The organism is Agromyces binzhouensis, assembly GCF_042672355.1.
GTDB classification, from domain to species: Bacteria; Actinomycetota; Actinomycetes; order Actinomycetales; family Microbacteriaceae; genus Agromyces; species Agromyces binzhouensis.
Window position 1 is genome coordinate 162,842 of record NZ_JBHXVJ010000005.1, and the last position, 23,299, is coordinate 186,140.

21 protein-coding genes and 1 tRNA gene are annotated in these 23,299 nt (G+C 71.2%); 4 read left to right on the forward strand and 18 right to left on the reverse strand.

Going from position 1 to position 23,299, the window contains the following annotated elements; all coding sequences use genetic code 11:
- Positions 1-2: 2 nt before the first annotated feature.
- Positions 3-1,244, reverse strand: a complete 1,242-nt coding sequence (locus ACFVHK_RS10315; RefSeq protein ID WP_376928730.1) for a glycosyltransferase — start codon at positions 1,242-1,244, stop codon at positions 3-5.
- 196 nt (positions 1,245-1,440) lie between these two features.
- Entirely contained in the window at positions 1,441-2,358 is a 918-nt protein-coding gene (locus tag ACFVHK_RS10320) for a DMT family transporter (protein ID WP_376928731.1), read from the reverse strand.
- A gap of 40 nt (positions 2,359-2,398) precedes the next feature.
- Here ACFVHK_RS10320 and def point away from each other — a divergent pair, with 40 nt between their 5' ends.
- Positions 2,399-2,965, forward strand: a complete 567-nt coding sequence (gene def / locus ACFVHK_RS10325; protein ID WP_376928732.1) for a peptide deformylase — start codon at positions 2,399-2,401, stop codon at positions 2,963-2,965.
- Between the two features lie 40 nt (positions 2,966-3,005).
- Here def and ACFVHK_RS10330 read toward each other — a convergent pair whose 3' ends face one another.
- The 12 genes from ACFVHK_RS10330 to dusB all read right to left on the reverse strand — a co-directional run bounded on the left by ACFVHK_RS10330 (position 3,006) and on the right by dusB (position 16,458).
- Positions 3,006-3,311: an AzlD domain-containing protein gene (locus ACFVHK_RS10330; protein ID WP_376928733.1), complete on the reverse strand. Its 306-nt coding sequence runs from the start codon at positions 3,309-3,311 to the stop codon at positions 3,006-3,008.
- On the reverse strand, positions 3,308-4,015 hold the full coding sequence (locus ACFVHK_RS10335; RefSeq protein WP_376928734.1) for an AzlC family ABC transporter permease: 708 nt from the start codon (positions 4,013-4,015) through the stop codon (positions 3,308-3,310). Before ACFVHK_RS10335 ends, ACFVHK_RS10330 begins: the two co-directional genes overlap by 4 nt.
- A gap of 112 nt (positions 4,016-4,127) precedes the next feature.
- A tRNA-Asn gene (locus ACFVHK_RS10340) sits at positions 4,128-4,200 on the reverse strand.
- A gap of 71 nt (positions 4,201-4,271) precedes the next feature.
- Complete coding sequence (locus tag ACFVHK_RS10345; protein ID WP_376928735.1) at positions 4,272-5,282, reverse strand: NAD(P)-dependent oxidoreductase; 1,011 nt, start codon at positions 5,280-5,282, stop codon at positions 4,272-4,274.
- Positions 5,279-6,145 (reverse strand): ATP-binding cassette domain-containing protein, encoded by an 867-nt coding sequence (locus ACFVHK_RS10350; RefSeq protein ID WP_376928736.1) that lies wholly within the window; start codon positions 6,143-6,145, stop codon positions 5,279-5,281. Before ACFVHK_RS10350 ends, ACFVHK_RS10345 begins: the two co-directional genes overlap by 4 nt.
- On the reverse strand, positions 6,142-7,836 hold the full coding sequence (locus tag ACFVHK_RS10355; protein WP_376928737.1) for an ABC transporter ATP-binding protein: 1,695 nt from the start codon (positions 7,834-7,836) through the stop codon (positions 6,142-6,144). Before ACFVHK_RS10355 ends, ACFVHK_RS10350 begins: the two co-directional genes overlap by 4 nt.
- Complete coding sequence (locus ACFVHK_RS10360) at positions 7,833-8,903, reverse strand: ABC transporter permease (RefSeq protein WP_376928738.1); 1,071 nt, start codon at positions 8,901-8,903, stop codon at positions 7,833-7,835. Before ACFVHK_RS10360 ends, ACFVHK_RS10355 begins: the two co-directional genes overlap by 4 nt.
- A 1-nt stretch (position 8,904) precedes the next feature.
- Positions 8,905-9,996 carry an ABC transporter permease gene (locus tag ACFVHK_RS10365; protein ID WP_376928739.1) on the reverse strand — a complete coding sequence of 364 codons (1,092 nt, stop codon included), beginning with the start codon at positions 9,994-9,996 and terminating at the stop codon, positions 8,905-8,907.
- A gap of 86 nt (positions 9,997-10,082) precedes the next feature.
- A complete protein-coding gene (locus tag ACFVHK_RS10370; protein ID WP_376928740.1) occupies positions 10,083-11,717 on the reverse strand; it encodes an ABC transporter substrate-binding protein in 1,635 nt (544 codons plus the stop codon).
- 214 nt (positions 11,718-11,931) lie between these two features.
- Positions 11,932-13,992 carry a DNA primase gene (gene dnaG, locus ACFVHK_RS10375; protein WP_376928741.1) on the reverse strand — a complete coding sequence of 687 codons (2,061 nt, stop codon included), beginning with the start codon at positions 13,990-13,992 and terminating at the stop codon, positions 11,932-11,934.
- 47 nt (positions 13,993-14,039) lie between these two features.
- Positions 14,040-15,299, reverse strand: a complete 1,260-nt coding sequence (locus ACFVHK_RS10380) for a deoxyguanosinetriphosphate triphosphohydrolase (protein ID WP_376928742.1) — start codon at positions 15,297-15,299, stop codon at positions 14,040-14,042.
- A 4-nt stretch (positions 15,300-15,303) separates the two neighbouring features.
- Positions 15,304-16,458, reverse strand: a complete 1,155-nt coding sequence (gene dusB, locus ACFVHK_RS10385) for a tRNA dihydrouridine synthase DusB (RefSeq protein WP_376928743.1) — start codon at positions 16,456-16,458, stop codon at positions 15,304-15,306.
- A gap of 93 nt (positions 16,459-16,551) precedes the next feature.
- Between dusB and ACFVHK_RS10390 the strand changes: the two genes are divergently transcribed.
- Complete coding sequence (locus tag ACFVHK_RS10390) at positions 16,552-17,037, forward strand: aminoacyl-tRNA deacylase (RefSeq protein ID WP_376928744.1); 486 nt, start codon at positions 16,552-16,554, stop codon at positions 17,035-17,037.
- Between the two features lie 208 nt (positions 17,038-17,245).
- Here ACFVHK_RS10390 and ACFVHK_RS10395 read toward each other — a convergent pair whose 3' ends face one another.
- The 3 genes from ACFVHK_RS10395 to recO form a co-directional block, all read right to left on the reverse strand.
- On the reverse strand, positions 17,246-17,911 hold the full coding sequence (locus ACFVHK_RS10395; protein WP_376928745.1) for a DsbA family oxidoreductase: 666 nt from the start codon (positions 17,909-17,911) through the stop codon (positions 17,246-17,248).
- Positions 17,912-18,057: 146 nt separating this feature from the next.
- Positions 18,058-18,885, reverse strand: a complete 828-nt coding sequence (locus tag ACFVHK_RS10400; RefSeq protein ID WP_376928746.1) for an isoprenyl transferase — start codon at positions 18,883-18,885, stop codon at positions 18,058-18,060.
- Complete coding sequence (gene recO, locus ACFVHK_RS10405; RefSeq protein ID WP_376928747.1) at positions 18,882-19,619, reverse strand: DNA repair protein RecO; 738 nt, start codon at positions 19,617-19,619, stop codon at positions 18,882-18,884. The genes ACFVHK_RS10400 and recO overlap by 4 nt, the downstream gene beginning before the upstream one ends.
- Positions 19,620-19,744: 125 nt before the next feature.
- On the opposite strand from recO, the gene ACFVHK_RS10410 reads away from it, so the two are divergent.
- A complete protein-coding gene (locus tag ACFVHK_RS10410; RefSeq protein WP_376928748.1) occupies positions 19,745-20,491 on the forward strand; it encodes an SDR family oxidoreductase in 747 nt (248 codons plus the stop codon).
- A gap of 36 nt (positions 20,492-20,527) precedes the next feature.
- Positions 20,528-21,187 carry a trimeric intracellular cation channel family protein gene (locus tag ACFVHK_RS10415; RefSeq protein ID WP_129235371.1) on the forward strand — a complete coding sequence of 220 codons (660 nt, stop codon included), beginning with the start codon at positions 20,528-20,530 and terminating at the stop codon, positions 21,185-21,187.
- A 103-nt stretch (positions 21,188-21,290) separates the two neighbouring features.
- Here the strand turns inward: ACFVHK_RS10415 and leuA are convergent, their stop codons facing one another.
- On the reverse strand, positions 21,291-23,066 hold the full coding sequence (leuA, locus tag ACFVHK_RS10420) for a 2-isopropylmalate synthase (RefSeq protein ID WP_376928749.1): 1,776 nt from the start codon (positions 23,064-23,066) through the stop codon (positions 21,291-21,293).
- Positions 23,067-23,299: the final 233 nt, after the last annotated feature.

Here is a 23,299-nt window from a genome sequence, read left to right on the forward strand (position 1 = left end):
CCTCATTCCGGCACGATGACCGGGATCGACTCGGTGACCGGATCGGTCACGCGCTCACCACGATACAGACTCTCGAACGTGTCGAGGGTTCGCGTGATGTCGTGCGCCTTGATGAGCTTCAGCGACTGCGACTTCATGGCGTTGTAGTCGTCGCGCGATGCCTCGAGCACGGTGCGGAGCTTCGCGGCGAGGTCCTCGGCGCTGCCCGGTTCGAACAGGAATCCGTTCTCGCCGTCGTGCACCAGATGCGGCAGCGCCATCGCGTTCGCGGCGACGACGGGCAGCGCGGAGGCCATCGCCTCCATCGTCACGATGCTCTGCAGTTCGGCGATCGACGGCATCGCGAGCACCGACGCCCGGTGGTAGGCATCGCGCAACTCCTCGTCGGTGACGTAGCCGGTGAAGGTCACCCGGTCGGCGATGCCGAGTTCTACGGCCATGTGCTCGAGGTTGCGCTTCTGGTCGCCGCCGCCGACGATGTCGACCTTGACGTCGAGCTCGGCGGGAAGGAGCGTGACGGCGCGGAGGAGCACGTCGATCTGCTTCTCACCGGTCACGCGGCCGACGAAGACGATGCGGTTCTCGGTGCGCGGCTCCCAGTTCGGCGAGTACTTGTGCGCATCGATGCCGCACGAGATGGCGTGCACCCCGTGGAGCCCCGTGTACTTCTCGAGGAAGTCGGCCGCGCGTCGCGTCGGCGTCGTGACCGACTCGGCGCGGCCGAACGTGCGTCGGGCGGCCTTCCAGGCGAGCCCGACGGCCCAGTCCTGCCACGCCTTCGGGATGAGCGTGAACTCGAGCATGTTCTCGGGCATGAAGTGGTTGGTGCCGACGATGCGGATGCCGCGCTTCGCGGCCTCGATCGAGAGGCCGCGGCCGACCACGATGTGCGACTGGAAGTGCACGACGTCGGGCTTCACCTCGTCGAGGATCCGCGCGCTGTTCTGCTTGATCCGCCACGGCAGTGCGAAGCGGAGCCAGTCGTGCGGGTACCAGCGCCAGCTCAGCAGTCGGTGCGCCGTCAGCTCCTGTCCCTCGTGGACCTCCTTCCACGTGCCGTGCTTGCGGCTCGCGGCGGGGGCGACGACGTGCACGTCGTGGCCGCGCTCGACGAGTCCGGCGGCGAGCCGCTCGGCGAAGCGGGCGGCTCCGTTGACGTCGGGCGCGAAGGTGTCGGCGCCGATCAGGATCCGGAGCGGGCGCTTCGAGCCGGGGTCGGCGGACACGCTCGATGAGTCGGACACGTGGTGCTCTACCTCGCTGTTCGTGGAACGGGGTGGGTGGCCGGGGCCGGGCCTGTCGGGAGATCGGGACGGGCAGCGTGGGCTGGGTTCATCCGACCCTAGTCTACGAGAGCACCGGTCGCAGCGCCGATCCCACGCGCCAGCCCCTGCTCGCATGAGCGTGACGGGCGCATCGGCGCCTCGCATCCGATCGTCGTCAGAGCCGCGTCTGCGGATGGTTCTTCGCCAGCAGGAACACGCCCCAGATCGCCACCGCACCCGTCACCACGAACACGCCGATCGCCCACGGGGGCGCCTGCGACGCCTCGTCGAGCACCACGATGCCGATGAGCACCGCGACCATCGGGTCGACCACCGTGAGGCCGGCGATCACGAGGTCGGGCGGGCCGCTCGCATACGCATTCTGCACGAAGTAGGCGCCGAGGCCCGTGGCCGCGAGCAGGGCGAGCACGCAGAGCAACGTCAGCCAGTCGAACTCGCCCTGGTCGACGCGCGAGAGCACGACCTTGGCGAGCGTCGCCACGAAGCCGTAGAGCACGCCCGCCATGAGCACGTAGAAGATCGCGCGGATGCGCTGACGGAACAGCGCGAACGTGACTGCCGCGGCGGCGAGCACCACCATGAGGACGATGAGGATCGTGATGAGCTGTCGCGCCTGGACCGGCTTGTCGACGGCCGTGAACGCGGCGACGCCGACGAACAGGAACACCCCGCCGACGCACATCACGATCGCCGTGATCGACTTGCGGTTGAGGCTCACCTTGTTGATGCGCGAGTTCATGATCGACGTGATCACGAGCGCGAGCGCGCCGAGCGGCTGCACCACGATCAGCGGCGCGAAGTAGAGGCTCGAGAGCTGGAAGACGATCGCGAGTCCGAGCATGAGGGTGCCGAGCACCCACGACGGCCGTGCGAGCAGGAGCGCGAGCTGCCTGCCGTTCAGCCCCTTGCCGAGGGTGTCGGCCGTGTTCGCCTCGACCTTGACCACGCCGCGGTGCTGGAACTGGGCCCCGAGGGACAGGAAGACCGCTCCGACGAGCGCGAGCGGGATGCCGATGAACTGCGTCGGATCGAGCGGGATCAGCTCGCCGAGCTCGCTGAGGTCCGGATCCACCCCTCGACCCTACCGGCTCGCCCGCGGATATCCTTGGCGAATGGCCGTGCTCCCGATCCGAATCACGGGCGACCCCGTGCTCCATGCGCCGGCCTCGCCGGTCGAGGCGATCGACGACGAGATCCGCACCCTCGTACGCGACATGTTCGAGACGATGGATGCCGCGCCCGGCGTCGGTCTCGCCGGTCCGCAGGTCGGCGTCCCGCTGCGATTGTTCACGTTCGGGTGGACCGACGAGGACGACCGCGAGTGGCGCGGCGTGGCCATCAACCCCGAGCTGTGGATCTCGCCGCCGGTCCCGGGCATGCCCGACGAGGACGACGAGTCCGAGGGGTGCCTCTCCTTCCCCGGCGAGCGGTTCGGGCTGCGACGGGCGGAACGCGCCATCCTGCGTGCGACCGACCTCGAGGGCGAGCCCTTCGAGATCGTCGCCGACGGATGGCTCGCGCGCATCTTCCAGCACGAGTACGACCACCTCGACGGCGTGCTCTACATGGACCGGCTCGACGACCACGACCAGCGCATCGTGCAGAAGATCACGCGCAAGCGCGGCTGGGGCCGGCCGGGCTCGAGCTGGACGCCGGGCGTCGACGAACTCGACGCGTGAGCCGCGTCAGCCGCTCACCCACCGCTCGCCACCGACCGCGCTACGCGAAGAACCGGATGCCGGCCGCCACGGCCGCGGCCACTGCGACCACGACGATGAAGGGCGTCCGCACCGCATAGAGCGCGGCGGCGACGACGAGCGCCGGAACCCGGGCGTCGATGACGAGCACCTGCCCGACCGCGAGGGTCTGGACCGCGATGAGCGCCGCGAGCAGCGCGACGGTGAGCAGGTCGGCGATCCTCGCCGGTCGCTCGCGCTCGAGGAACGACGCGGGAACGAGGTGACCGGCGAGCTTCAACGCCAGGGTCGCCGCGGTCGCGATCAGGATCACGTGCCACACGGTCATCCCGCGGCCTCCCGTCGACGGAAGAGGTCGAACCAGCCGACCACGACGGCGACGACCGCCGCGACGAGGACCGGCAGCCCGGGTGCGAGCACCGGCGTGGCCACCGTGGCCACGACGGCCGCGAGCACGGCCGTCGCGCCCGCCTGCACCCGCTTGAGCCTCGGCCAGAGCAGGCCCAGGAACGCGGCCGCGGCGGCGGCGTCGAGCCCGTACGCGCGGGTGTCGCCCAGCGCATCGCCGATGAGGGCGCCGAGGAGCGTGGTGAGGTTCCACCCGACGAAGATCGCGAGGCCCGTGACCCAGAAGCCGACGCGCGCCGCGCGCTCGTCGTCCTGCGCGAGCGCGACGGCCGTCGACTCGTCGATCGTCAACCAGGCCGCGGCGACGCGGTGCGCGAGGCCGTGCTCGCCGACCACCGGCCGCATGCGCATGCCGTAGACGACGTTCCGCACGCCGAGCAGCGCAGCGGCCGCGATGGCGGATCCCCCGGCGGCGGCTCCGCCCGCACCGATCACGCCGACGAGCGCGAACTGCGACCCGCCCGTGAACATCACGAGGCTGAGGAAGCACGTCTGCCAGACGTCGAGTCCCGATGCGACCGACAGTGCGCCGAACGAGATGCCGTAGGCGGCGGTCGCGAGCCCGACGGCGATGCCGTCGCGTCGCGCACCGCGGATCGAGGCGTCGACGTCGGGTCCGGGCACGGATCCCAGTTGACCCGCAGGTGGCGGGTCCGCGCAAATCGAGCGCCTCCGCGCGGGCGGACACGGCCCGGAGACGACGACGGCCCGGACGATGTGGTCCGGGCCGGGGGAGCTCCCCCACTTGGACTCGAACCAAGAACCTATCGGTTAACAGCCGATTGCTCTGCCAATTGAGCTATGGAGGATCACGCTGGGCGCAGAGATACTGTAGCAAAGCGAGCGCCGGAGTCCCAATCCGAGCCGGGCTCAGCTGACGTCAGTATCCGGCCTCGAGATCGATGCGTCCGTCGAAGGTCGTGCCGCCCACGAAGGCGGCGACGTTCGCCGCGATCCGGTGCGCGAACAACGGCACGGTCATGGCCTCCGTGTCGGCGACGTGGGGCGTGACGAGGCAGTTCGGGGCGGTCCAGAGCGGATGCTCCGCAGGCAGCGGTTCCGGCTCGGTGACGTCGAGCCCGGCCCCGCCGAGCCGTCCCGACTCGAGCGCGGCGACGAGCGCGTCGGAGTCGACCAGTCCCCCGCGCGCCACGTTGACCAGCACGGCACCCGCCGGCAGCGCCGCGAGCTCGTCCGCCCCGATCAGCCCGCGCGTCGCCGGGGTGAGGGCGGCGACGACGAACACCACCTCGGCCGTTGCGAGCACCTCGGCGAGGCGATCGGTCGACACGGTCCGTGCCGCGCCGGGGACCGCGGCATCCGCTCGTCGCACCACGGTCGCCCGCACCCGGAACGGTGCGAGAAGGGCCAGGAGTTCGACCGCGATGCCGCCCGCGCCGACGATCACGACCTCGGCGCCATACAGCGTGCGGCCGCGCTCGTCCGCCTCCCAGGCGGTGGCACGCGCGCGGCGCGGGAGCTCGCGCAGCACCGCGAGTGCGAGTGCGAGCGCATGCTCGGCGACGGGTTGCGCATACGCGCCCTTGGCGCTCGTCCAGACGCGTCCGTCGCCGCGGTGACGACGGAGCAGGTCGGCGAAGGCGTCGACCCCGGCCCACGGGAGCTGCACCCACGAGATCGCCGGGTGCTCGGCGAGAACCGATTCGAGCAGGTCGCCGCCGCCCGAGCTCGTCCACACGAGGCCACGTGTCGCGCCCGAGAGCGGCTCGACGCGCCCTCCTGCAGCGGATGCCGCCTCGACGAACGCCGGATCGGCCTCGGGCAGGATCGCGATCGGACCGACCTGCGGCGGCGACCCGCCCGTCACCGCCGCGCCGGGCGCGCCCGCCACCGGCCGATGCCGCCGACCGTCGGCCCCGGTCAGGTTCACCGATGCCCGTCGGGTGCGATGTCGTCGGTCGCGGCGTGGCCGTCGTCGATGGCGCCGGCGAGCGCCTTGACGTACGGGTGCAGCGGATCGTCGAGGACCTCCTCCATCGTGCCGTCCGCCACGATCTCGCCCCGGTCCAGCACCGCCAGCCGATCGGCGACGCGGCGCAGGACCGGCAGGTCGTGCGAGATCACGACCGCCGAGAAGGCCTGGCCCGCGCGCAGCTCGGTCAGCAGGCCGGCGACCGCATCGCGAACGGTGACGTCGATCCCCGCCGTCGGCTGGTCTGCGATGAGCAGCTTCGGGCCCAGCACGAGCGCGCGTGCGAGCGCCACGCGCTGGCGCTGCCCGCCGCTCAGCTCGAACGGGAACTTCTCGAGCATGCCGAGCGGCAGGCGCACCGAGTCGAGCATCGTGGCGACCCGCGTCGCGAGCGCCGCTCGGTTGTACCGGTGGTCGCGCTCCAGGATCGGTTCGCCGATGATCTCCGCGACCGTGCGATCGGCGGGCAGGCGCATCGCCGCGTCCTGCGCGAGGTAGCCGACGTGGAACCGGAGTGCGTTCAGCCGTCGCCGCGAGACCCCGCGGAGCGGAGTGCCGAGGACCATGGCGTCACCGCCCGTGATCACCGGACGGACCTCCCCGCCGGCGAGCACCGGCTCGAACGCGGCACCCGACAGCACTCGCGCGAGCGTCGACGCGCCGCTGCCGGCTGAGCCGATGAGGCCCACGACCTCGCCGGGCGCGACGCGCAGGTTGACGCCGCGCAGGGCGACGTGGGCCGCGCTCGGACCGCGCGCGGGGTACTCGACCGACAGGTCGCTGACGACCACCGGGTAGCCGTGCGCCGCATCCAGGCTCATCGTCCGCCCTCCTCGCGCAGCCGCCGGAGCTGCTCGCGTCGATCGGCCTGCGCCACCGGATCGGGCACGGGAAGCGATGCGAGCAGGCGCTGGGTGTACGGATCAGCCGGCGAGCCGAGGACCTCGGCCGGGGTCCCCTCCTCGACGAGCTTCCCGCGGTAGAGCACGGCGATGCGGTCGGCCAGCAGGTCGACCACGGCGAGGTCGTGGCTGATGAACAGCGACGCGAACCCGAACTCCCGCTGCAGCTCGGCGAACAGCTCGAGCACGCGCGCCTGCACCGACACGTCGAGCGCCGAGGTCGGCTCGTCGGCGATCAGCAGCTCCGGTTCGAGCGCGATCGCACGAGCCAGGCTCGCCCGCTGCCGCTGGCCGCCCGACAGCTCGTGCGGGTATCGATCGCCGTAGGAGGCGGGCAGCTGCACGGCCTCGAGCAGCTCGTCGACGCGCGGGCGCGCGTCGCGCGCGTCGACGGCACGATCGTGGATCACGAGCGGCTCGGCGACGCACTCGGCGATCGTGAGGAGCGGGTTGAAGCTCGACGCGGGGTCCTGGAAGACGAAGCCGATCCGGCTGCGCGCCGGACGGAACCGACGTTCGCGGATGCCGAGCATCTCGTGGCCGAGCACCTGCAGCGAACCGCCGGTGACCTTCGTGAGGCCCGCGATCGCGCGACCGATGGTGGTCTTGCCCGACCCCGACTCCCCGACGAGTCCGAGGACCTCACCGGGCCGGATCACGAGGTCGACGCCGTCGACGGCGCGGAAGCCCGGGCGGCCGAACCGTCCCGGGTACTCGATCTCGAGGCCCCGCGCCTCCACGACCGGCGTCTGCTCCGCCCACCCGGCAGGACGCGCCGCGGCACGCTCCGCCGCGCGCACGACGCCGTGGCCGACGTACGGCACGGCCGCGAGCAGCGCCTTCGTGTAGTCGGCCTGCGGGTCGGCGAAGAGGTCGCGCGCCGGCGCCTCCTCGACCACCCTGCCCTGGTACATGACCGCGACGCGGTCGGCGAGATCGGCGACGACGCCCATGTTGTGCGTGATGAGCACGATCGCCGTGCCGAACTCGTCGCGCACGCGGCGCAGCAGGTCGAGGATCTCGGCCTGCACCGTGACGTCGAGCGCGGTCGTCGGCTCGTCGGCGACGATCAGTCCCGGCTCGAGCACGAGCGCCATGGCGATGACGATGCGCTGCTTCTGACCACCCGAGAACTGGTGCGGGTAGTGGTCGACACGGTGCTCCGGGTCGGGGATGCCGACACGGCCGAGGATCTCGATCGCCCGCTTCCGGGCGTCGGCCTTCGACACCGCGCCGTGCGCGCGCAGGCCCTCCATGATCTGCCAGCCCACCGTGTAGACCGGGTTCAGCGCCGTCGACGGCTCCTGGAAGACCATCGCGACGTCGGTCCCGCGCACGGCTCGGAGCTCCGCTCCGGTGAGCGACACGATGTCCTGCTCGCCCGTGCCCGCGCGGTTCGAGAGCACGACCGCGCCGCTCGTCGTCGCGGTCTCCGGGAGCAGCCCGAGGATCGTCTTCGCCGTCACCGTCTTGCCGGAGCCCGACTCGCCGACGATGGCGAGCACCTCGCCGCGCTCCACCGAGAGGCTCACGTCGTCGACGGCCTTGACCGCCCCGGCATCCGTGGAGAACGAGACGCCGAGGTTCCTGATGTCGACCACCGTGCTCATCGCTTGACCTCGATCCCGTGCTCGTCGAACGTCTCCCCGTCCTCGAGGCCCGCGAGCCCTCCGGGACCCGCGTCGAGGGTGCCGCCCGGCACGACCGAGGTCTCGGCGACCTCGCCCGCCGACTGCGCGACCCGGCGTCGCCCGCGCAGGCGCGGGTCGGCGAGGTCGTTGAGGCTCTCGCCGACGAGCGTGATGGCGAGGACCGTGAACACGATGGCGAGACCGGGGAAGAGCGCGGTCCACCAGATGCCGCTCGTGACATCGGACTGCGCCTTGTTCAGGTCGTAGCCCCACTCGGCGGCCGCGGTCGGTTCGATGCCGAAGCCGAGGAAGCCGAGCGCGGCGAGCGTCAGGATCGCCTCGGACGAGTTCAGCGTGATGATGAGCGGGAGCGTGCGCGTGGCGTTCCGGAACACGTGCCGGAACACGATGCGACGGTTCGGCGCCCCGAGCACCTTCGCCGACTCGACGTAGGCCTCCGCCTTGATCCGGACGGTCTCCGCGCGGATCACGCGGAAGTACTGCGGGATGAACACCACGGTGATCGACCCGGCGGCGGCCAGGACGCCGCCCCAGAGGTTCGACTGCCCTCCCGAGATCACGATCGAGAGCACGATGGCGAGCAGGAGGGACGGGAACGCGTAGATCGCGTCGAACACGACGACGAGGATGCGGTCGAGCCATCCGCCGAAGTACCCGGCGTAGAGGCCGAGCGCGACGCCGATGAAGATCGCGAGGAGCACGGCGACGATGATCACGAGGATCGCCGTCTGGGTGCCCCAGATGACGCGCGACAGCACGTCGTAGCCGCCGACCGTGGTTCCGAAGGGATGCGCCGCGGAGGGCGGCTGCTGCGTGCCGAATCCGCCGTCGGCGTCGGCGCGCTGCGCGAAGCCGTACGGGGCCAGCAGCGGCGCGAAGATCGCGCAGAGCACGAAGACGAGCAGCATGAGCAGGCCCGCGACGAGCATGCCGCGCTGCAGCCCGACGCTCTGCCGGACCTGGCGGACGACGGGGATGCGATCGCGCCAGCGGTGCCCCGGGCGCGGGGTTGCGGTGACGGCCATGTCAGTACCTCACCCTCGGGTCGATGAACGCCGCGATGACGTCGACGACGAAGTTCGTGAGCGCGACGATCACGGCGAGGAGCACGACGATGCCCTGCACGGCGACGAAGTCGCGCGACTCGAGGAACTCGGCGAGGATGAAGCCCAGCCCCTTCCACTCGAACGTGGTCTCGGTGAGGACCGCGCCGGCGAGCAGCAACGCGATCTGCAGGCCCATCACGGTGATGATCGGGATCAACGCGGGGCGGTACGCGTGCTTGCGGAGCAGCCGGGATTCGGCGACGCCGCGGGATCGCGCCGCGTCGACGTAGTCCGTCGCGAGCGTGCCGATGACGTTCGTCCGCACGAGGCGCAGGAAGATGCCCGCCGTGAGCAGCCCCAGCGCGACGGCCGGGAGCACGGCGTGCGAGAGCACGTCGAGGAGGACCTCGGGGTCGCCGGTCTGGATGGCGTCGATCGTGTAGAACCCGGTCCGGTTCGGCAGCGTCTGCATCTGCAGCTCGGCGCTGACGCTCGCGCGACCCGCGACGGGGAGCCACTTGAGCCAGACCGCGAAGATGAGCTTGAGCAGGAGGCCCGCGAAGAAGATCGGGACGGCGTACCAGATGATCGCCAGGACGCGGGCGATCGCGTCCTGCGCCTTGTCACGGTGGTAGGCCGCGTACAGGCCGAGCGGCACGCCGACCGCGAACGCGACGATGAGCGAGTAGAAGACCAGCTCGAAGGTGGCGGGGCCGTAGGTGGTCAGGATCTCGACGACCGGCCGGTTCGTGGTCATCGTGCGGCCGAAGTCGCCCGTCGCGAGCTGTGCGAGGTACTCGAGGTACTGGACGATCAGCGGTCGGTCGTAGCCGGCGGCGGCTCGCAGCTCCGCGAGCTGCTCGGGCCCGAGGCGGCCGCCCTGCGCCGCGGTGATCGGATCGCCGGTCGTCCGCGCCAGGAAGAAGACGACGGTGACGAGGATGAAGATGGTCGGGAAGATCAGGAGGAAGCGCACGAGCAGGTAGCGCCCGAATCCTCCTCCTGTGGCCTTGGGCCTGGGTCTGGCCGCGGCCGGCGCCTCGGATGAGGGCGCGGTGTCAACAGTGCTCATGGGTTCCTCACGAATGCAGGGAGACGGGGGCGACCCGCGGTAGCAGATCGCCCCCGTCGTCGTGCTGCGACGACTCTAGTCGGGACTCAGCCCTTCGAGAGCGCCGCGTAGCGGAACTTGAACGACGCGTCGAGGGTGTCCTCGGCGCCCTCCACGTCGGCGCCCACGACCGCGATCTGCGCACCCTGCATGTACGGGAGGGTCGACAGGTCGGCGGCCACCGCGTCCTGGATCTCGCCGATGAGCGCAGCGCGCTCGTCGGCGTCGCCGGTCACCGACTGCTCGAGGATGAGGTCGTTGACCTCGGGGTTCTCGTAGTGGTTGGCGAGGAAGTTCTCCGTGAGGAAGAACGGCGACAGGTAGTTGTCGGCGTCGGAGTAGTCCGGGAACCAGCCGAGCTGGTAGGCCGGGTAGAGGTCGGCGACGCGGTCGTCGGAGTACTGGACCCACTCGGTCGACTGCAGGTTCACGGTGAACAGGCCGCTCGACTCGAGGTTGTCCTTGATGATCGCGTACTCGTCGGACGACGACGGGCCGTAGCGCTCGGCGACGTACTGGATCGAGATGTCGACCGGCGTCTCGATGCCGGCGTCCTCGAGGCGCTGCGCGGCCTTGTCGGCGTCGGGCTGGCCCGCACCGTCGCCGTACTGCTCCTTCAGGGCCTCGTTGGCACCGGTGAGCCCTTCCGGAACGTAGGAGTACAGCGGCGTGAAGGTGCCCTTGTACACGTCCTCCGAGATGGCCTCGCGGTCGATGAGGTCGGCGACCGCCTGGCGCACCGCGAGGGCCTTCGCCGGGTCGGCCTCGGCCGTGGTCGCGCCGAACGGCATCGTGTTGAAGTTGAAGACGAGGTAGCGGATCTCGCCACCGGGGCCGTCGACGACCTTGACGTTGTCGTTGCCGCGGAGGTCCTCGATGTCGGTCGCGCTCAGCGTGCGGTTCGCGACGTCGATGTTGCCCTCCTGGACGTCGAGCTTCAGGTTCGACGCGTCGGTGTAGTACTTGACGTTCACCGTCTCGGTCTTCGCCTCGCCGAGGATGCCCTCGTAGTCGGGGTTGGCCTTGTAGGCCACGAGGTTGTTGAAGTCGTAGCTCGTGATCGTGTACTGGCCGGCGAACGGCTCGCCCGCGACGATGTCGTCGTCCGACGTCAGCGCGTCGGCGGCGAACACCTCCTCGTCCACGATCGGACCGACCGGGCTCGAGAGGATGAGCGGGAAGATCTGGTCGTTCGGCGACTTCAGCGTGAAGACGACGGTCAGGTCGTCCGGCGTCTCGACGCTCTCGAGGTTGTAGAGCAGCGACGACGGGCCGTTCGGGTCGGCGATCGCGAGTTGGCGGTCGAACGTGAACTTCACGTCGGACGAGGTGAGCTCGTTGCCGTTGGCGAAGGTCAGGCCCTCCTTGAGGGTCACCGTGTACTCGTTCTCTGACGTGAACTCCGCCGACTCCGCGATGTCGGGCTCGACATCGGGGCTGCCGTACGGCGTGTTCATCAGGAACGGGTACACCTGGTTCATGACGGCGAAGGAGCCGTTGTCGTACGAGCCGGCCGGGTCGAGCGCGGTGATCTGCTCGGTGGTGCCGATGGTGAGCGTGCCGCCACCGGACGAGTCCTCGTCGCCGCCGCCGGCTGAGCAGCCCGCGAGGGCGAGGGCTGCAGCGGAGAAGCCCGCGGCGAGCGCGAGGCCGCGCCGGCGGTTCGTGGATGCGGATGCCATATCCGTCTACCTCTTCCTGTCGGTGAGCGCGCGCGGGTTCGCCGCGTCGCGATCGTGTATCTCTCAGAGCTAGCACACGGCGCTGGTGGTGGCGCCCGGCATGGGGGCCGGCGAGGGCCGAATGTGACCGATCTGCAACCTTCGCGGCCGACGGAGCTGCACAGGATGAGCAGTCCTCGAATCCGGTGCCTGTCGATCCGCCCTCGGGCCGTCGTCAGTCGCCGCGAAGGGACCGTCGCTCGCCCTCGATGTCGACGAGCGCGCGCTGGATCATCGCGTACGTCGTCGTGTCGGCCGGGTCGGTGCGCTGCAGTCGGCCGAGCAGCTCCTGCTTCTGGCGCAGCAGTTCGCGGTCGACGAGCGCTCCGACGACGCCGCGCACGTATGCGGTGAGTTCGGCGTCGCCCCGCTGCGGGACCGGGAGGACGGCCAGCTGCTGCACGATGGACGCGAACGGCGGCGGCACCTCGGCGACGACGCGGTCGACGGTGACGGGGCGGGTCGCGACCGCAGGCGACGTCACGGCCTCCGGCGTCGCGGTCGAGCCGATGGATGCCGCGGCGAGCACCGACGCGATCCCGTCGCGCACGACGGCGAGCGTGCCGTTGCCGAACCTGCAGTCCACGCCGTGGCGCAGCAGGTCATGGCCGACGAGATCGGGGTACTGCAGCATGACCTGCAGCGCGTCGCGTTCGAGGCGCGTCGCCGGGTCGTTCGGCAGCATGGTGATCGAGAAGGGCCGGTCGGATGCCGCGACCGCGCCGCCCTCGGACGTCCCCGCCGCGCCACGGGAGCCGGGCCCGTCGGGCCGGGTCTCCCCCGGACGCCCGGGTGTCCCGGCGCCACCGCCCGCTGCGCCGGTTCGGCCGGCGTGGTCGGGCCGTCGATCGCCCTGCGGCCGTTCGCCGCGACGCTCGCGCTCGCCGTCGCGGCCGCGATCCCGCTCGCCGTCGCGAGCGCGCGCACCCGTCGCGCGGACCGCCCGCCCGACCTCCTCGAGCTCCATGCCGAGCATGCGGGCGAGTTCGCGCGTGTACCCGGGGCGCAGCGCAGGGTCGCGGATGTCGGCGACGATCGGCGCGGCCGCCCGCAGTGCCGCCACGCGCCCCTCGACGGTCTCGAGGTCGAAGCGGGCGAGCGTCGTGCGGATCACGAACTCGAACATCGGGGTCTTCGACTCGACGAGGGACCGCACCGCGGCGTCGCCGCGCGCGAGTCGCAGGTCGCACGGGTCGAGCCCGTCGGGAGCGACGGCGACGAAGGTCTGCGCCGCGAACCGCCGTTCCTCGGCGAACGCGCGCATCGCGGCCTTCTGCCCCGCGGCGTCGCCGTCGAACGTGAACACGACCTCGCCGAGGCCCGAGTCGTCGCCGAGCACGCGACGGAGCACCTTGATGTGGTCGACGCCGAACGCCGTGCCGCACGTGGCGATCGCGGTCGTGACCCCGGCGAGGTGGCACGCCATCACGTCGGTGTAGCCCTCGACGACGACCACGCGGTGGGTCTTGGAGATCTCGCGCTTGGCGAGGTCGAGCCCGTAGAGCACCTGCGCCTTGTGGTACACGGCCGTCTCGGGGGTGTTCAGGTACTTCGGGCCCGGGTCGTCCTCGAGCAGCTTCCGGGCGCCGAACCCGACCGTCTGCCCCGTCACGTCGCGGATCGGCCAGATGAGCCGCCCGCGGAACCGGTCGTAGACGCCCCGGTCGCCCTGGGACACGAGCCCTGACGCGGCGAGCTCCTCCGTCGTGAACCCCTTGCCCCTGAGGTGCTTGGTGAGCGTCTCCCAGCTCTTCGGCGCGAATCCGACTCCGAAGTGGCGGGCGGCGTCGGCATCGAAGCCGCGCTCGCCGAGGAACCGCCGGCCGACCTCGGCCTCAGGGGTGCCGAGCTGCTCGAGGAAGAACTCCTCGGCGGCTCGGTTCGCGGCGAGCAGCCGAGCACGGTTGCCCGCACCCTCGGCGGGTCCGCCGTCCTCGTAGTGCAGTTCGTAGCCGATGCGGCCCGCGAGCCGCTCCACGGCCTCGGTGAACGTCACGTGGTCCATCCGCTGCAGGAACGTGTAGGCGTCGCCGGATTCGCCGCAGCCGAAGCAGTGGTAGTAGCCGAGCTGCGGGCGCACGTGGAAGCTCGGGCTGCGTTCGTCGTGGAAGGGGCAGAGGCCCTTCATCGATCCGACGCCGGCCGACTTCAGCGAGACGTGCTCGCCGACGATGTCGGCGATGTTGGTACGGGCCTTGACCTCTTCGACGTCGCTCTGTCGAATGCGGCCCGCCATGCCTCAATCCTATTCCGCGGATGCCGCCTCGCGGCCCCGCACGCCCGTCATCGCTGCACGAGGCGTTCGTACCAGGAGAGCGCGGACTGGTCGGTGAGGCTCGCGACCTGGTCGACGACGACGCGCCGCCGCGCCGAGTCGTCCCGCGCCGCCCGCCAGTCCTCCGCGAAGCCGGCGTCGAGGTGGGTCTCGCCGGTCTCCCAGAGCGCGTCGGCGAGTGCCGCGAGCACCTGCCGCTGCTGCGAGTAGATCGGCTGTCGGGTGTTCTTCGACATCACGAACGCGGCGACGATGCCCTTGAGCACGGCGATCTCGGCCTGGATGGAGCGGGGCACGACGACGTCGGCGTCGAAGCGGATGAGGCTCGCGACGGGGTGGTGGGCCCGGGTCGCCTCGGTCGCGGCGTGCGCGAAGCGCCCGATGAGCTGACTCGTGAGGTTCTTCAGGGCGGCCTGCTCGCGGCGACTGCCCGACCACTCCGAGATCCAGACGTCGAGGGAATCGAGCCGGTCGAAGGCGGCGATGAGCTCGTCGTGCCCGAACGCGCCGCCGATCCACTCCACCATCGAGTCGACGAGCTCGTCGTGGTCCACCCGACGGCCGAGCGCGGCGACGTCGATGTAGCCGCCGACGATGGCGTCCTCGAAGTCGTGCACCGAGTAGGCGATGTCGTCGGAGAGGTCCATGACCTGGGCCTCGATGCAGAGTCGGCGTTCGGGGGCGCCGCGGCGCATCCACTCGAACACGTCGATGTCGTCGGCGTAGAAGCCGAATTTCGTCCGCCCGCTCGGGTCGCCGACGCCGGAGTCCTCCGGCCACGGGTACTTGCAGCTCGCATCGAGGCTCGCTCGCGTGAGGTTCAGCCCGTACGAGCGCCCGTCGGATGCGACGACCTTCGGCTCGAGGCGGGTGAGGATCCGCAGAGTCTGGGCATTGCCCTCGAAGCCGCCGATGTCGGCCGCCCACGCGTTCATCGCCTTCTCGCCGTTGTGGCCGAACGGCGGGTGGCCGAGATCGTGTGCGAGGCAGGCGGTGTCGACGAGGTCGGGATCGAGCCCGATGCTCGTCGCGAGCTCGCGGCCGACCTGCGCGACCTCGAGCGAGTGGGTGAGCCGGTTGCGCGCGAAGTCGAGGCCCGAGGTCGGGCTCAGGACCTGGGTCTTCGCGGCGAGCCGGCGGAGCGCGCTCGAGTGCAGCAGGCGGGCGCGGTCGCGCGCGAAGTCGCTGCGGCGACGGTTCTCGTGCTGTTCGGGCAGGAAGCGCTCGGCGTCGGCCTCGTCGTAGCCGCCGAAGAGTCGGTCGCGCACGCGATCAGCCGCCGCTCGTGTCGAGCTCTGCGTCGACGAGGGTCGCCCGGTCGTGGCCCGCGAGGTCCTGCGAGTCGAGCCAGCCGTCGGGCAGTGCGGGGTTCTTCGGCGTCCCGGCGCGGCCGCGCGGGCCCTCGGCGCCTTCGCCCGGATAGGGCGTCGACCAGTCGAGCGTGCCGAGCAGGTCGTCGAGCTGGGCGAGCGACTCGACCGTCGCGAGCCTGGCGCGGAGGTCCCCGCCGACCGGGTAGCCCTTGAAGTACCAGGCAACGTGCTTGCGGATGTCGCGACAGCCGCGTTCCTCGCTGTCGAAGAAGTCGGCGAGCAGCTCGGCGTGGCGCCGGAAGGTGCGCGCGACCTCGCCGAGCGTCGGCTCGGCCTTCGCCTGCTCCCCGCGGAAGGCCGCGGCGAGGTCGCCGAAGAGCCAGGGCCGGCCGAGGCATCCGCGCCCCACCACGACGCCGTCGCAGCCGGTCTCGTCGACCATGCGGAGCGCGTCGTCGGCCGACCAGATGTCGCCGTTGCCGAGCACGGGCACGCTCGTGACCGTCTCCTTCAGCTTCGCGATCGCCGGCCAGTCGGCCTGGCCGGAGTAGAACTCCGACGCGGTGCGCGCGTGCAGCGCGATCGACGCCACCCCGGCGCCCTCGGCGATGCGCCCGGCCTCGAGGTACGTGAGGTGGTCCGCGTCGATGCCCTTGCGCATCTTGACCGTGAGCGGGATGTCGCCGGCCGCCCTCACGGCGCCCTCGACGATGTCGCGGAACAGCCCGGACTTCCAGGGCAGCGCCGCTCCCCCGCCCTTGCGGGTGACCTTCGGCACCGGGCAGCCGAAGTTCAGGTCGATGTGGTCGGCGCGGTCCTCCGCGACGAGCATCGTGACCGCCTCGGAGACGGTCCTCGGGTCGACGCCGTACAGCTGGATGGAGCGCGGCGTCTCGGACTCGTGGTGCGTGATGAGCCGCATCGATTCGGGCGTGCGCTCGACGAGCGCCCGGCTCGTGATCATCTCGGAGACGTACAGGCCGGCGCCGAACTCGCGGCAGAGCCGGCGGAACGCGGTGTTCGTGATGCCCGCCATGGGCGCGAGCACGACCGGCACCTCGAGGTCGAGGCCGCCGATCGAGAGCGGGCGGGTGGGGGTCGTGGTCGTTGGCATCGCCTTCGATTCTCCCAGACCGTGAGCCCGATCCGCCCGAGCGCGCGGCACGGGCGCATAGGATGCGGGCAGGACGGGAGCGGGGAGGACGAGATGACGCGGTTCGCCGGGTTGGTCGGGGTCGAGCGGGTGCAGGCGGATGCCGCGGCACGGGGCCTCGACATCGAGGTGATCGAGCGCCCCGCGGCGCGCAGCCTCGAGGAGGCCGCCGGGCTGCTCGGCATCGAGCCCGCCGACATCGTGAAGTCGCTCGTGGTCAAGCGCAGCGACGACACCTACGTCTTCGCGCTCGTGCCGGGCGGCCGGAAGATCAGCTGGCCGAAGCTCCGCGCACTCCTCGCGGTCAACAAGCTCCAGCTGCCCGACGCCTCGCTCGCGCTCGCCGCGACCGGGTACGAGCGCGGCACCATCACGCCGCTCGGTTCGAGCATCGCCTGGCCGGTCGTCGCCGACGAGACCATCGTCGGACGGCGCGTCTCGATGGGCGCGGGCGAGCACGGGCGGAGCCTGTTCGTCGACGCCGACGCGCTCATCGCCGCGCTCAGTGCGACCGTGGCCGACATCAGCGACCCCGAGTAGCCGCCGCTCGGCCACCCGAGCCCGGGCGGCCCGCCCGCCGGTCCCCGAGATGACGCGAATCGATCCCCGCACGGGCCGATCGATCGATTCGCGTCACCTCACCCCGCGGAGTCGTTCGGGATCAGGCAGGCGTCGCCCTCGCACGCCATCGCCGACGGGTCGCCGATCATCGTGAACGGCGCGGGAGCGGCATCCGTCGCCTCGCGGCTCACGCGGCGGCTCCGTCGCGCTCGCCGTCGACCTGCTGGAGCACCTGCGCGAACACTTCGGAGGGCTGCGCGCCGGACACGCCGTACCTGCCGTCGAAGACGAAGAAGGGCACGCCCTGGATGCCGTAGGCGCGCGCCTGCGCGATGTCGGCCTGCACGTCGTCGGCGTACCGGCCGGACTCGAGCGCCTCGCGCGCTTCGCCGCCGTCGATGCCGAGCTCCTCGGCCCAGCCGACGAGCTCGTCGATGCGGTTCACGCGGCCGCCGTCGGTGAAGTACGCCTTCAGCAGGCGCTCCTTCATCTCGAGCTGCTTCCCGTGCGCCTTGGCGAGGTGCAGCAGCTCGTGGCCCTTCAGGGTCTTGACGTGCGCGACCGTCTCGAATTGGTAGTCGAGCCCCGCCTGCGCGGCGACGCCGGTCACGTGCTCGAGCATCTGCTCGACCCGCTCGAGCGGCAGGCCCTTGGCCTTGGAGAGGTACTCGGTGGTCGAACCCTCGAAGTCGAGCGGCGTGTCGGGCGACAGCTCGAACGAGTGGTACTCGACCTCCACCTCGGGGGCGTCCTCGCCGAGCGCGGCGATCCCGGCTTCGAGGTGGCGCTTGCCGATGTAGCACCACGGGCAGGCGATGTCGGACCAGATGTCGATCTTGATGGGGGACGTCACGATGAATGCGAACGGATGGATCGGCCCGTGTATTCCCCGATCGGCACGGATCGGTCCGGCACGTGCACGGCGAAGGAGATACCGGCGGGCGCGCCGGGTCGGTACGGCGTGTCGAGCGGATGCTCCTCCGCCCTGCGCTCCACCGGCTACAGGCCGTCCGGCGCCGGCGGCGCCGCGTCGGGCGTGTCGACCGCACCGCCGAAGCGGCGGTTGCGGTCGGCGTAGAGCTCGATGGCCTTCCAGAGCTCGACACGGGAGAAGTCGGGCCAGAGCGTGTCGAGGAACACCATCTCGGCGTACGCCGACTGCCAGAGCAGGAAGTTCGAGGTGCGCTGCTCCCCCGAACTGCGGACGAACAGGTCGACGTCGGGCATGTCGGGCACGTAGAGGCGCTTCTGGATCAGCTTCTCCGACACCGCCGACGGTCGGATCCGACCGGCGGCGACGTCGTCGGCGATCGAGCGCACGGCGTCGACGATCTCGTTGCGGCCCCCGTAGTTCACGCACATCGTGAACTGCAGGCCGGTGTTGCCGGCGGTGAGCCGCTCGGCGACCTGGAGCTCGTCGATGACCGACTTCCAGAGGCGCGGACGGCGGCCGGCCCACCTGATCCGCACGTCCCACTCGTTGAGCTGGTCGCGGCGGCGGTGCAGCACGTCGCGGTTGTAGCCCATGAGGAAGCGGACCTCGTCGGGCGACCGCTTCCAGTTCTCGGTGGAGAACGCGTACACGGAGAGGTGCTTCACACCCGCCTGGATGGCCCCGGCGACCACGTCGAGGAGCACCTCCTCGCCCGCCTTGTGGCCCTCGATGCGCGTGAGGCCCTGCCGGTTCGCCCAGCGGCCGTTGCCGTCCATGACGATCGCGACGTGCTCGGGCACCGCGCCCCTCGGGAAGTCGGGCGGGGTGAGGCCGGTCCAGTCGAGCGGGCGGTAGGGCACCGCGTCCTTGTGGGTGTAGGGCTTCGGGGTCACTCTGGGGCCGTTCCTCGGGAGACGTGGGAGAGGGAGCGCAGTCCGCGCTCGAGATGCCATTGGGCGTACGCCGCGACGATACCGCTCGCCTGCGCGCGGTCGCGCTGCGAGGAGGCCTCGGCGATCGCCCAGTCGCCCGCGAGGAGCGCACCGAGCAGGTGCACCGTGCTCGGGGCGATGCGCGGGCTGCCGGGCGGCGCGCAGGACTCGCACACGACTCCGCCGAGCTGCACGACCACGGCCGTGTGCGGGCCGGGCGCGCCGCAGCGCGAGCAGTCCTCGAAGCTCGGCGCCCAGCCCGCGATCGAGAGCGCCCGGAGCAGGTAGGAGTCGAGCGTGAGGTCGGGCCCGTGCTCGCGCCGCGACAGCGAACGGAGCGCGCCGACCAGCAGCAGGTACTGCTGCAGCGACCCCTCGGCCTCGGTCAGCCGGTCGGCCGCCTCGACCATCGCGTTCGCGGCCGTGTACGCCGCGTAGTCCTGGCTGATCTCGGCACCGTAGGCGCCGATCGACTCGGCCTGCGTGATGACGTCGAGAGTGCGGCCCTCGTAGAGCTGGAGGTCCGCGACCATGAACGGCTCGAGCCGCGACCCGAACTTGGACGCCGTGCGCCGGACGCCCCGCGCGACCGCCCGGATCTTGCCGTGGCGACGCGTCAGCAGCGTGACGATGCGGTCGGCCTCGCCCAGCTTGTGGGTGCGCAGCACGACGGCGTCATCTCGGTACACGGGCACCCGTCGATTCTCCCACCGACCGCCCTCCCCCGGTCCGCGACCGCGCCGCGAACCCGGCCGCGGCGACGACGGATGCCGCGGCCGGCGGTGCCACGCGACCCTCGCCGGGGAGGCAGAATGGTCGGGTGACCTCGCCGTCCGCACCCGTCCTCGTCACCGGAGGCACCGGCTCGCTCGGGCGCGCCGTGGTGCGGCAGCTCCGGGCTCGGGGCGACGAGGTCCGCGTGCTCAGCCGATCGGGCGCGCCCGACACGGTCCGGGGCGACCTCGAGACCGGCGAGGGCGTCGAGGCCGCGCTCGAGGGCGTCGGGGCGGTGATGCACCTCGCCACGACCAACCGCGACGACACCGAGATCACCCGCCGCCTCGTGCGGCTCGCCGAGCACTCGGGTCGGCCGCGGATGCTGTACTCCTCGATCGTCGGCATCGACCGCATCCCCCTCGCGTACTACGGCGGCAAGCGCGCCTCGGAGCGGATGATCGCCGAATCGCGCCTGCGGTGGACGACGCTCCGGTCCACGCAGTTCCACAACTTCGTCGAGACCCTCTTCAGCGTGCAGCGCTTCTCCCCCGTGGTCTTCGCCCCGGCGTTCTCGTTCCAGCCCGTCTCGGTCGACGACGTCGCCGCACGCCTCATCGAGCTGCTCGACGACGACGTGCTCGGCATCGCGCCCGACATCGGCGGGCCCGAGGTGCGCACCGCGCGCGACCTCGCCCGGGCCTGGCTCGCCGCGCGCGGCTCGCGGCGGCCGACCGTCGCGTTCCGCCTGCCGGGAACGCGGTTCGAGGCGTTCCGATCCGGCGCGAACCTCGTGCCGGGCGATCCGTACGGGTCCATCACGTTCGAGCAGTACCTCGGTCGCGCGCGCTGACCCGAGCCGCGGCATCCGTCGTGGTAGAACCGGTGCATGACCGTCGCGCCCTTCACGATCCCGCTCTGGGCCGACCTCGCGGCGGTCGGCATCGGCGCCCTCCAGGGCGCCATGTTCGCGTCGCGGATCAAGGAGCACCGCATCGACCTGCTGGGCGTCGCGCTCATCGGCATCATCGTCGGGCTCGGCGGCGGACTCCTCCGCGACCTGCTGCTGAACCAGCTGCCCGCGGCGATGCGCAGCAACTGGTACCTCGTGGTCGCGACCGCCGCGGCGCTCGTGGGAATGCTCCTCATCCGGATCTTCGACCGCCTGAACTCGCTGATCATCGCGCTCGACGCGATCACGATCGGCCTGTTCGCGGCCATCGGCACCACGAAGGCGCTCGCCTCGGGCCTGCCCGAGGTGCCCGCCGTCTTCGTCGGCGTGGTCTCCGCCGTCGGCGGATCGATCCTCCGCGACGTGACGTTGAACCTCCCCATCGCGCTCATGCACGTCGGCTCGCTCTACGCGGTGGCCGCGGGCGCGGGGACGACCCTGCTCGTCACCCTGGTGCTCGTCGGCGCGAACATCCTGGTCGCGGCGATCGCGTGCGTGATCGTGACGACCGTCATCCGGCTGCTGTCCGTGAGGTTCGGGTGGAGCCTCCCCGAGCAGCGTGCGATCGGCACCTGGCGCGTGTGGCGCCGCGCCTGACCTCAGCCGGATGACGAGCGCGCGTCGCGCGTCGCCGTCCACGGCGCCTCGTGATCGCGGGCGGGCGACGCCGGATGCCGCGCCCGCCCGACGAACGGACGGATCAGGCCAGCGCCGGCTCGGTCTCCTCCTCGCGCACGCGCACCGCGCGCAGCGCCCGGTTCACGGCCGAGACGACCGCCTTCAGCGATGCCGTCGAGATGTCGGGATCGATGCCGACGCCCCAGAGCGTGCGTCCCTCGACCTGGCACTCGACGTAGGCCGCGGCGATGGCGTCGCCTCCGGCGGACATGGCGTGCTCGCTGTAGTCGAGCACGCGCACGTCGACGCCCTCGGCCGCGAGCACCGACAGGAACGCCGCGACGGGTCCGTTCCCGGAGCCGTCGGCGTCGACGCGCTCGTCGCCGTCCCGGAGACCGACGCGCACGCGGACCTCGCCGGTCAGGTCGCTCTCGCTCCGCATCGAGAGCAGCTCGAACCGGCCCCACTTCTCGTCCGGTCGCTCCTGCGGCGCGGGGAGGTACTCGTCGTTGAAGATCGCCCAGATCTGCTCGCTCGTGACCTCGCCGCCCTCGGCGTCGGTCTTGGCCTGCACGACGCCCGAGAACTCGATCTGGAGTCGGCGGGGCAGGTCGAGCGCGTGGTCGGTCTTCAGCAGGTAGGCCACGCCGCCCTTGCCCGACTGGGAGTTCACGCGGATGACGGCCTCGTAGTTGCGCCCGATGTCCTTCGGGTCGACCGGCAGGTAGGGGACGGCCCAGGCGAGGTCGTCGACCGAGACGCCGCGGTCGGCGGCCTTGGCCTCCATGGCCTCGAAGCCCTTCTTGATCGCGTCCTGATGCGAGCCCGAGAACGCCGTGTAGACGAGGTCGCCCGCCCACGGGCTGCGCTCGGGCACGGGCAGCTGGTTGCAGTACTCGGCGGTGCGCTTGACCTCGTCCATGTCGGACAGGTCGACCTGCGGGTCGATCCCCTGCGTGAAGAGGTTCATCGCCAGGGCGACGAGGTCGACGTTGCCGGTGCGCTCGCCGTTGCCGAACAGGCAGCCCTCGATGCGGTCGGCACCTGCCATGTACCCCAGTTCGGCGGCGGCGATCGCGGTGCCGCGGTCGTTGTGGGGGTGCAGCGAGAGGAGGACGTTCTCGCGGTACGCGAGGTGGCGACTCATCCACTCGATCGAGTCGGCGTACACGTTGGGCGTGGCCATCTCGACGGTCGCGGGCAGGTTGACGATGACCTTGCGCTCGGGCGTGGGCTCGAGGATCTCCAGCACCTGGTTGCACACGTCGACGGCGAACTCGAGCTCGGTTCCGGTGTAGCTCTCGGGCGAGTACTCGTAGTAGACGGTCGTGCCGGGCACGGTCGCCTCCATCTCGCGGCACTTGCGCGCACCGTGCAGGGCGATGTCGATGATGCCCTGCTTGTCGGTGCGGAACACGACCTCGCGCTGCAGCACGCTCGTCGAGTTGTACAGGTGCACGATCGCCTGCCTGGCGCCGCGGATCGACTCGTAGGTGCGTTCGATCAGGTGGTCGCGCGCCTGCGTCAGCACCTGGATGGTGACGTCGTCGGGGATCGCGCCCTCGTCGATGAGGCTGCGGACGAAGTCGAAGTCGGTCTGGCTGGCGCTCGGGAAGCCGACCTCGATCTCCTTGTAGCCCATCCTGACGAGCAGGTCGAACATGATGCGCTTGCGCTCTGGGCTCATCGGGTCGATGAGCGCCTGGTTGCCGTCGCGCAGGTCCACCGCGCACCAGCGCGGCGCCTTCTCGATGCGCTTGGACGGCCACGTGCGATCGGGCAGTTCGACGCGGATCTGCTCGTGGAACGGGCGGTACCGATGGACGGGCATCGGCGACGGCTTCTGGTGGTTCTGCATGGGGTGCTCTTCTCGCTCTTCGGGGGTTTCAGCCGACGACGAACTCCGCAGCGAGGGAGGCCTGTGAACTAGGACTCGCTGCGGCAGCTAAGGAGAAGCAGGCCGTGAAGCACGGGACTAGGCTAACACCGCGCGCGCGGGCGAGCGCAACCATGACGACGACGGATGCCGCGGTCCGCCGCGGCACGCGGGGCGGGTGCCGCCCCCCAAATCGCCGGCACCCGCCCCGGGTC

Coding starts and splice junctions, on each gene's coding strand:
- ACFVHK_RS10355 (WP_376928737.1), bottom strand. CDS start 7,836: ATGAGCACGGTGGTCGACATCAGGAACCTCGGCGTCTCGTTCTCCACG.
- dusB (WP_376928743.1), bottom strand. CDS start 16,458: ATGCCAACGACCACGACCCCCACCCGCCCGCTCTCGATCGGCGGCCTC.
- ACFVHK_RS10330 (WP_376928733.1), bottom strand. CDS start 3,311: ATGACCGTGTGGCACGTGATCCTGATCGCGACCGCGGCGACCCTGGCG.
- def (WP_376928732.1), top strand. CDS start 2,399: ATGGCCGTGCTCCCGATCCGAATCACGGGCGACCCCGTGCTCCATGCG.
- ACFVHK_RS10350 (WP_376928736.1), bottom strand. CDS start 6,145: ATGAGCCTGGATGCGGCGCACGGCTACCCGGTGGTCGTCAGCGACCTG.
- ACFVHK_RS10415 (WP_129235371.1), top strand. CDS start 20,528: ATGACCGTCGCGCCCTTCACGATCCCGCTCTGGGCCGACCTCGCGGCG.
- leuA (WP_376928749.1), bottom strand. CDS start 23,066: ATGCAGAACCACCAGAAGCCGTCGCCGATGCCCGTCCATCGGTACCGC.
- dnaG (WP_376928741.1), bottom strand. CDS start 13,992: ATGGCGGGCCGCATTCGACAGAGCGACGTCGAAGAGGTCAAGGCCCGT.
- ACFVHK_RS10365 (WP_376928739.1), bottom strand. CDS start 9,996: ATGAGCACTGTTGACACCGCGCCCTCATCCGAGGCGCCGGCCGCGGCC.
- ACFVHK_RS10370 (WP_376928740.1), bottom strand. CDS start 11,717: ATGGCATCCGCATCCACGAACCGCCGGCGCGGCCTCGCGCTCGCCGCG.
- ACFVHK_RS10360 (WP_376928738.1), bottom strand. CDS start 8,903: ATGGCCGTCACCGCAACCCCGCGCCCGGGGCACCGCTGGCGCGATCGC.
- ACFVHK_RS10390 (WP_376928744.1), top strand. CDS start 16,552: ATGACGCGGTTCGCCGGGTTGGTCGGGGTCGAGCGGGTGCAGGCGGAT.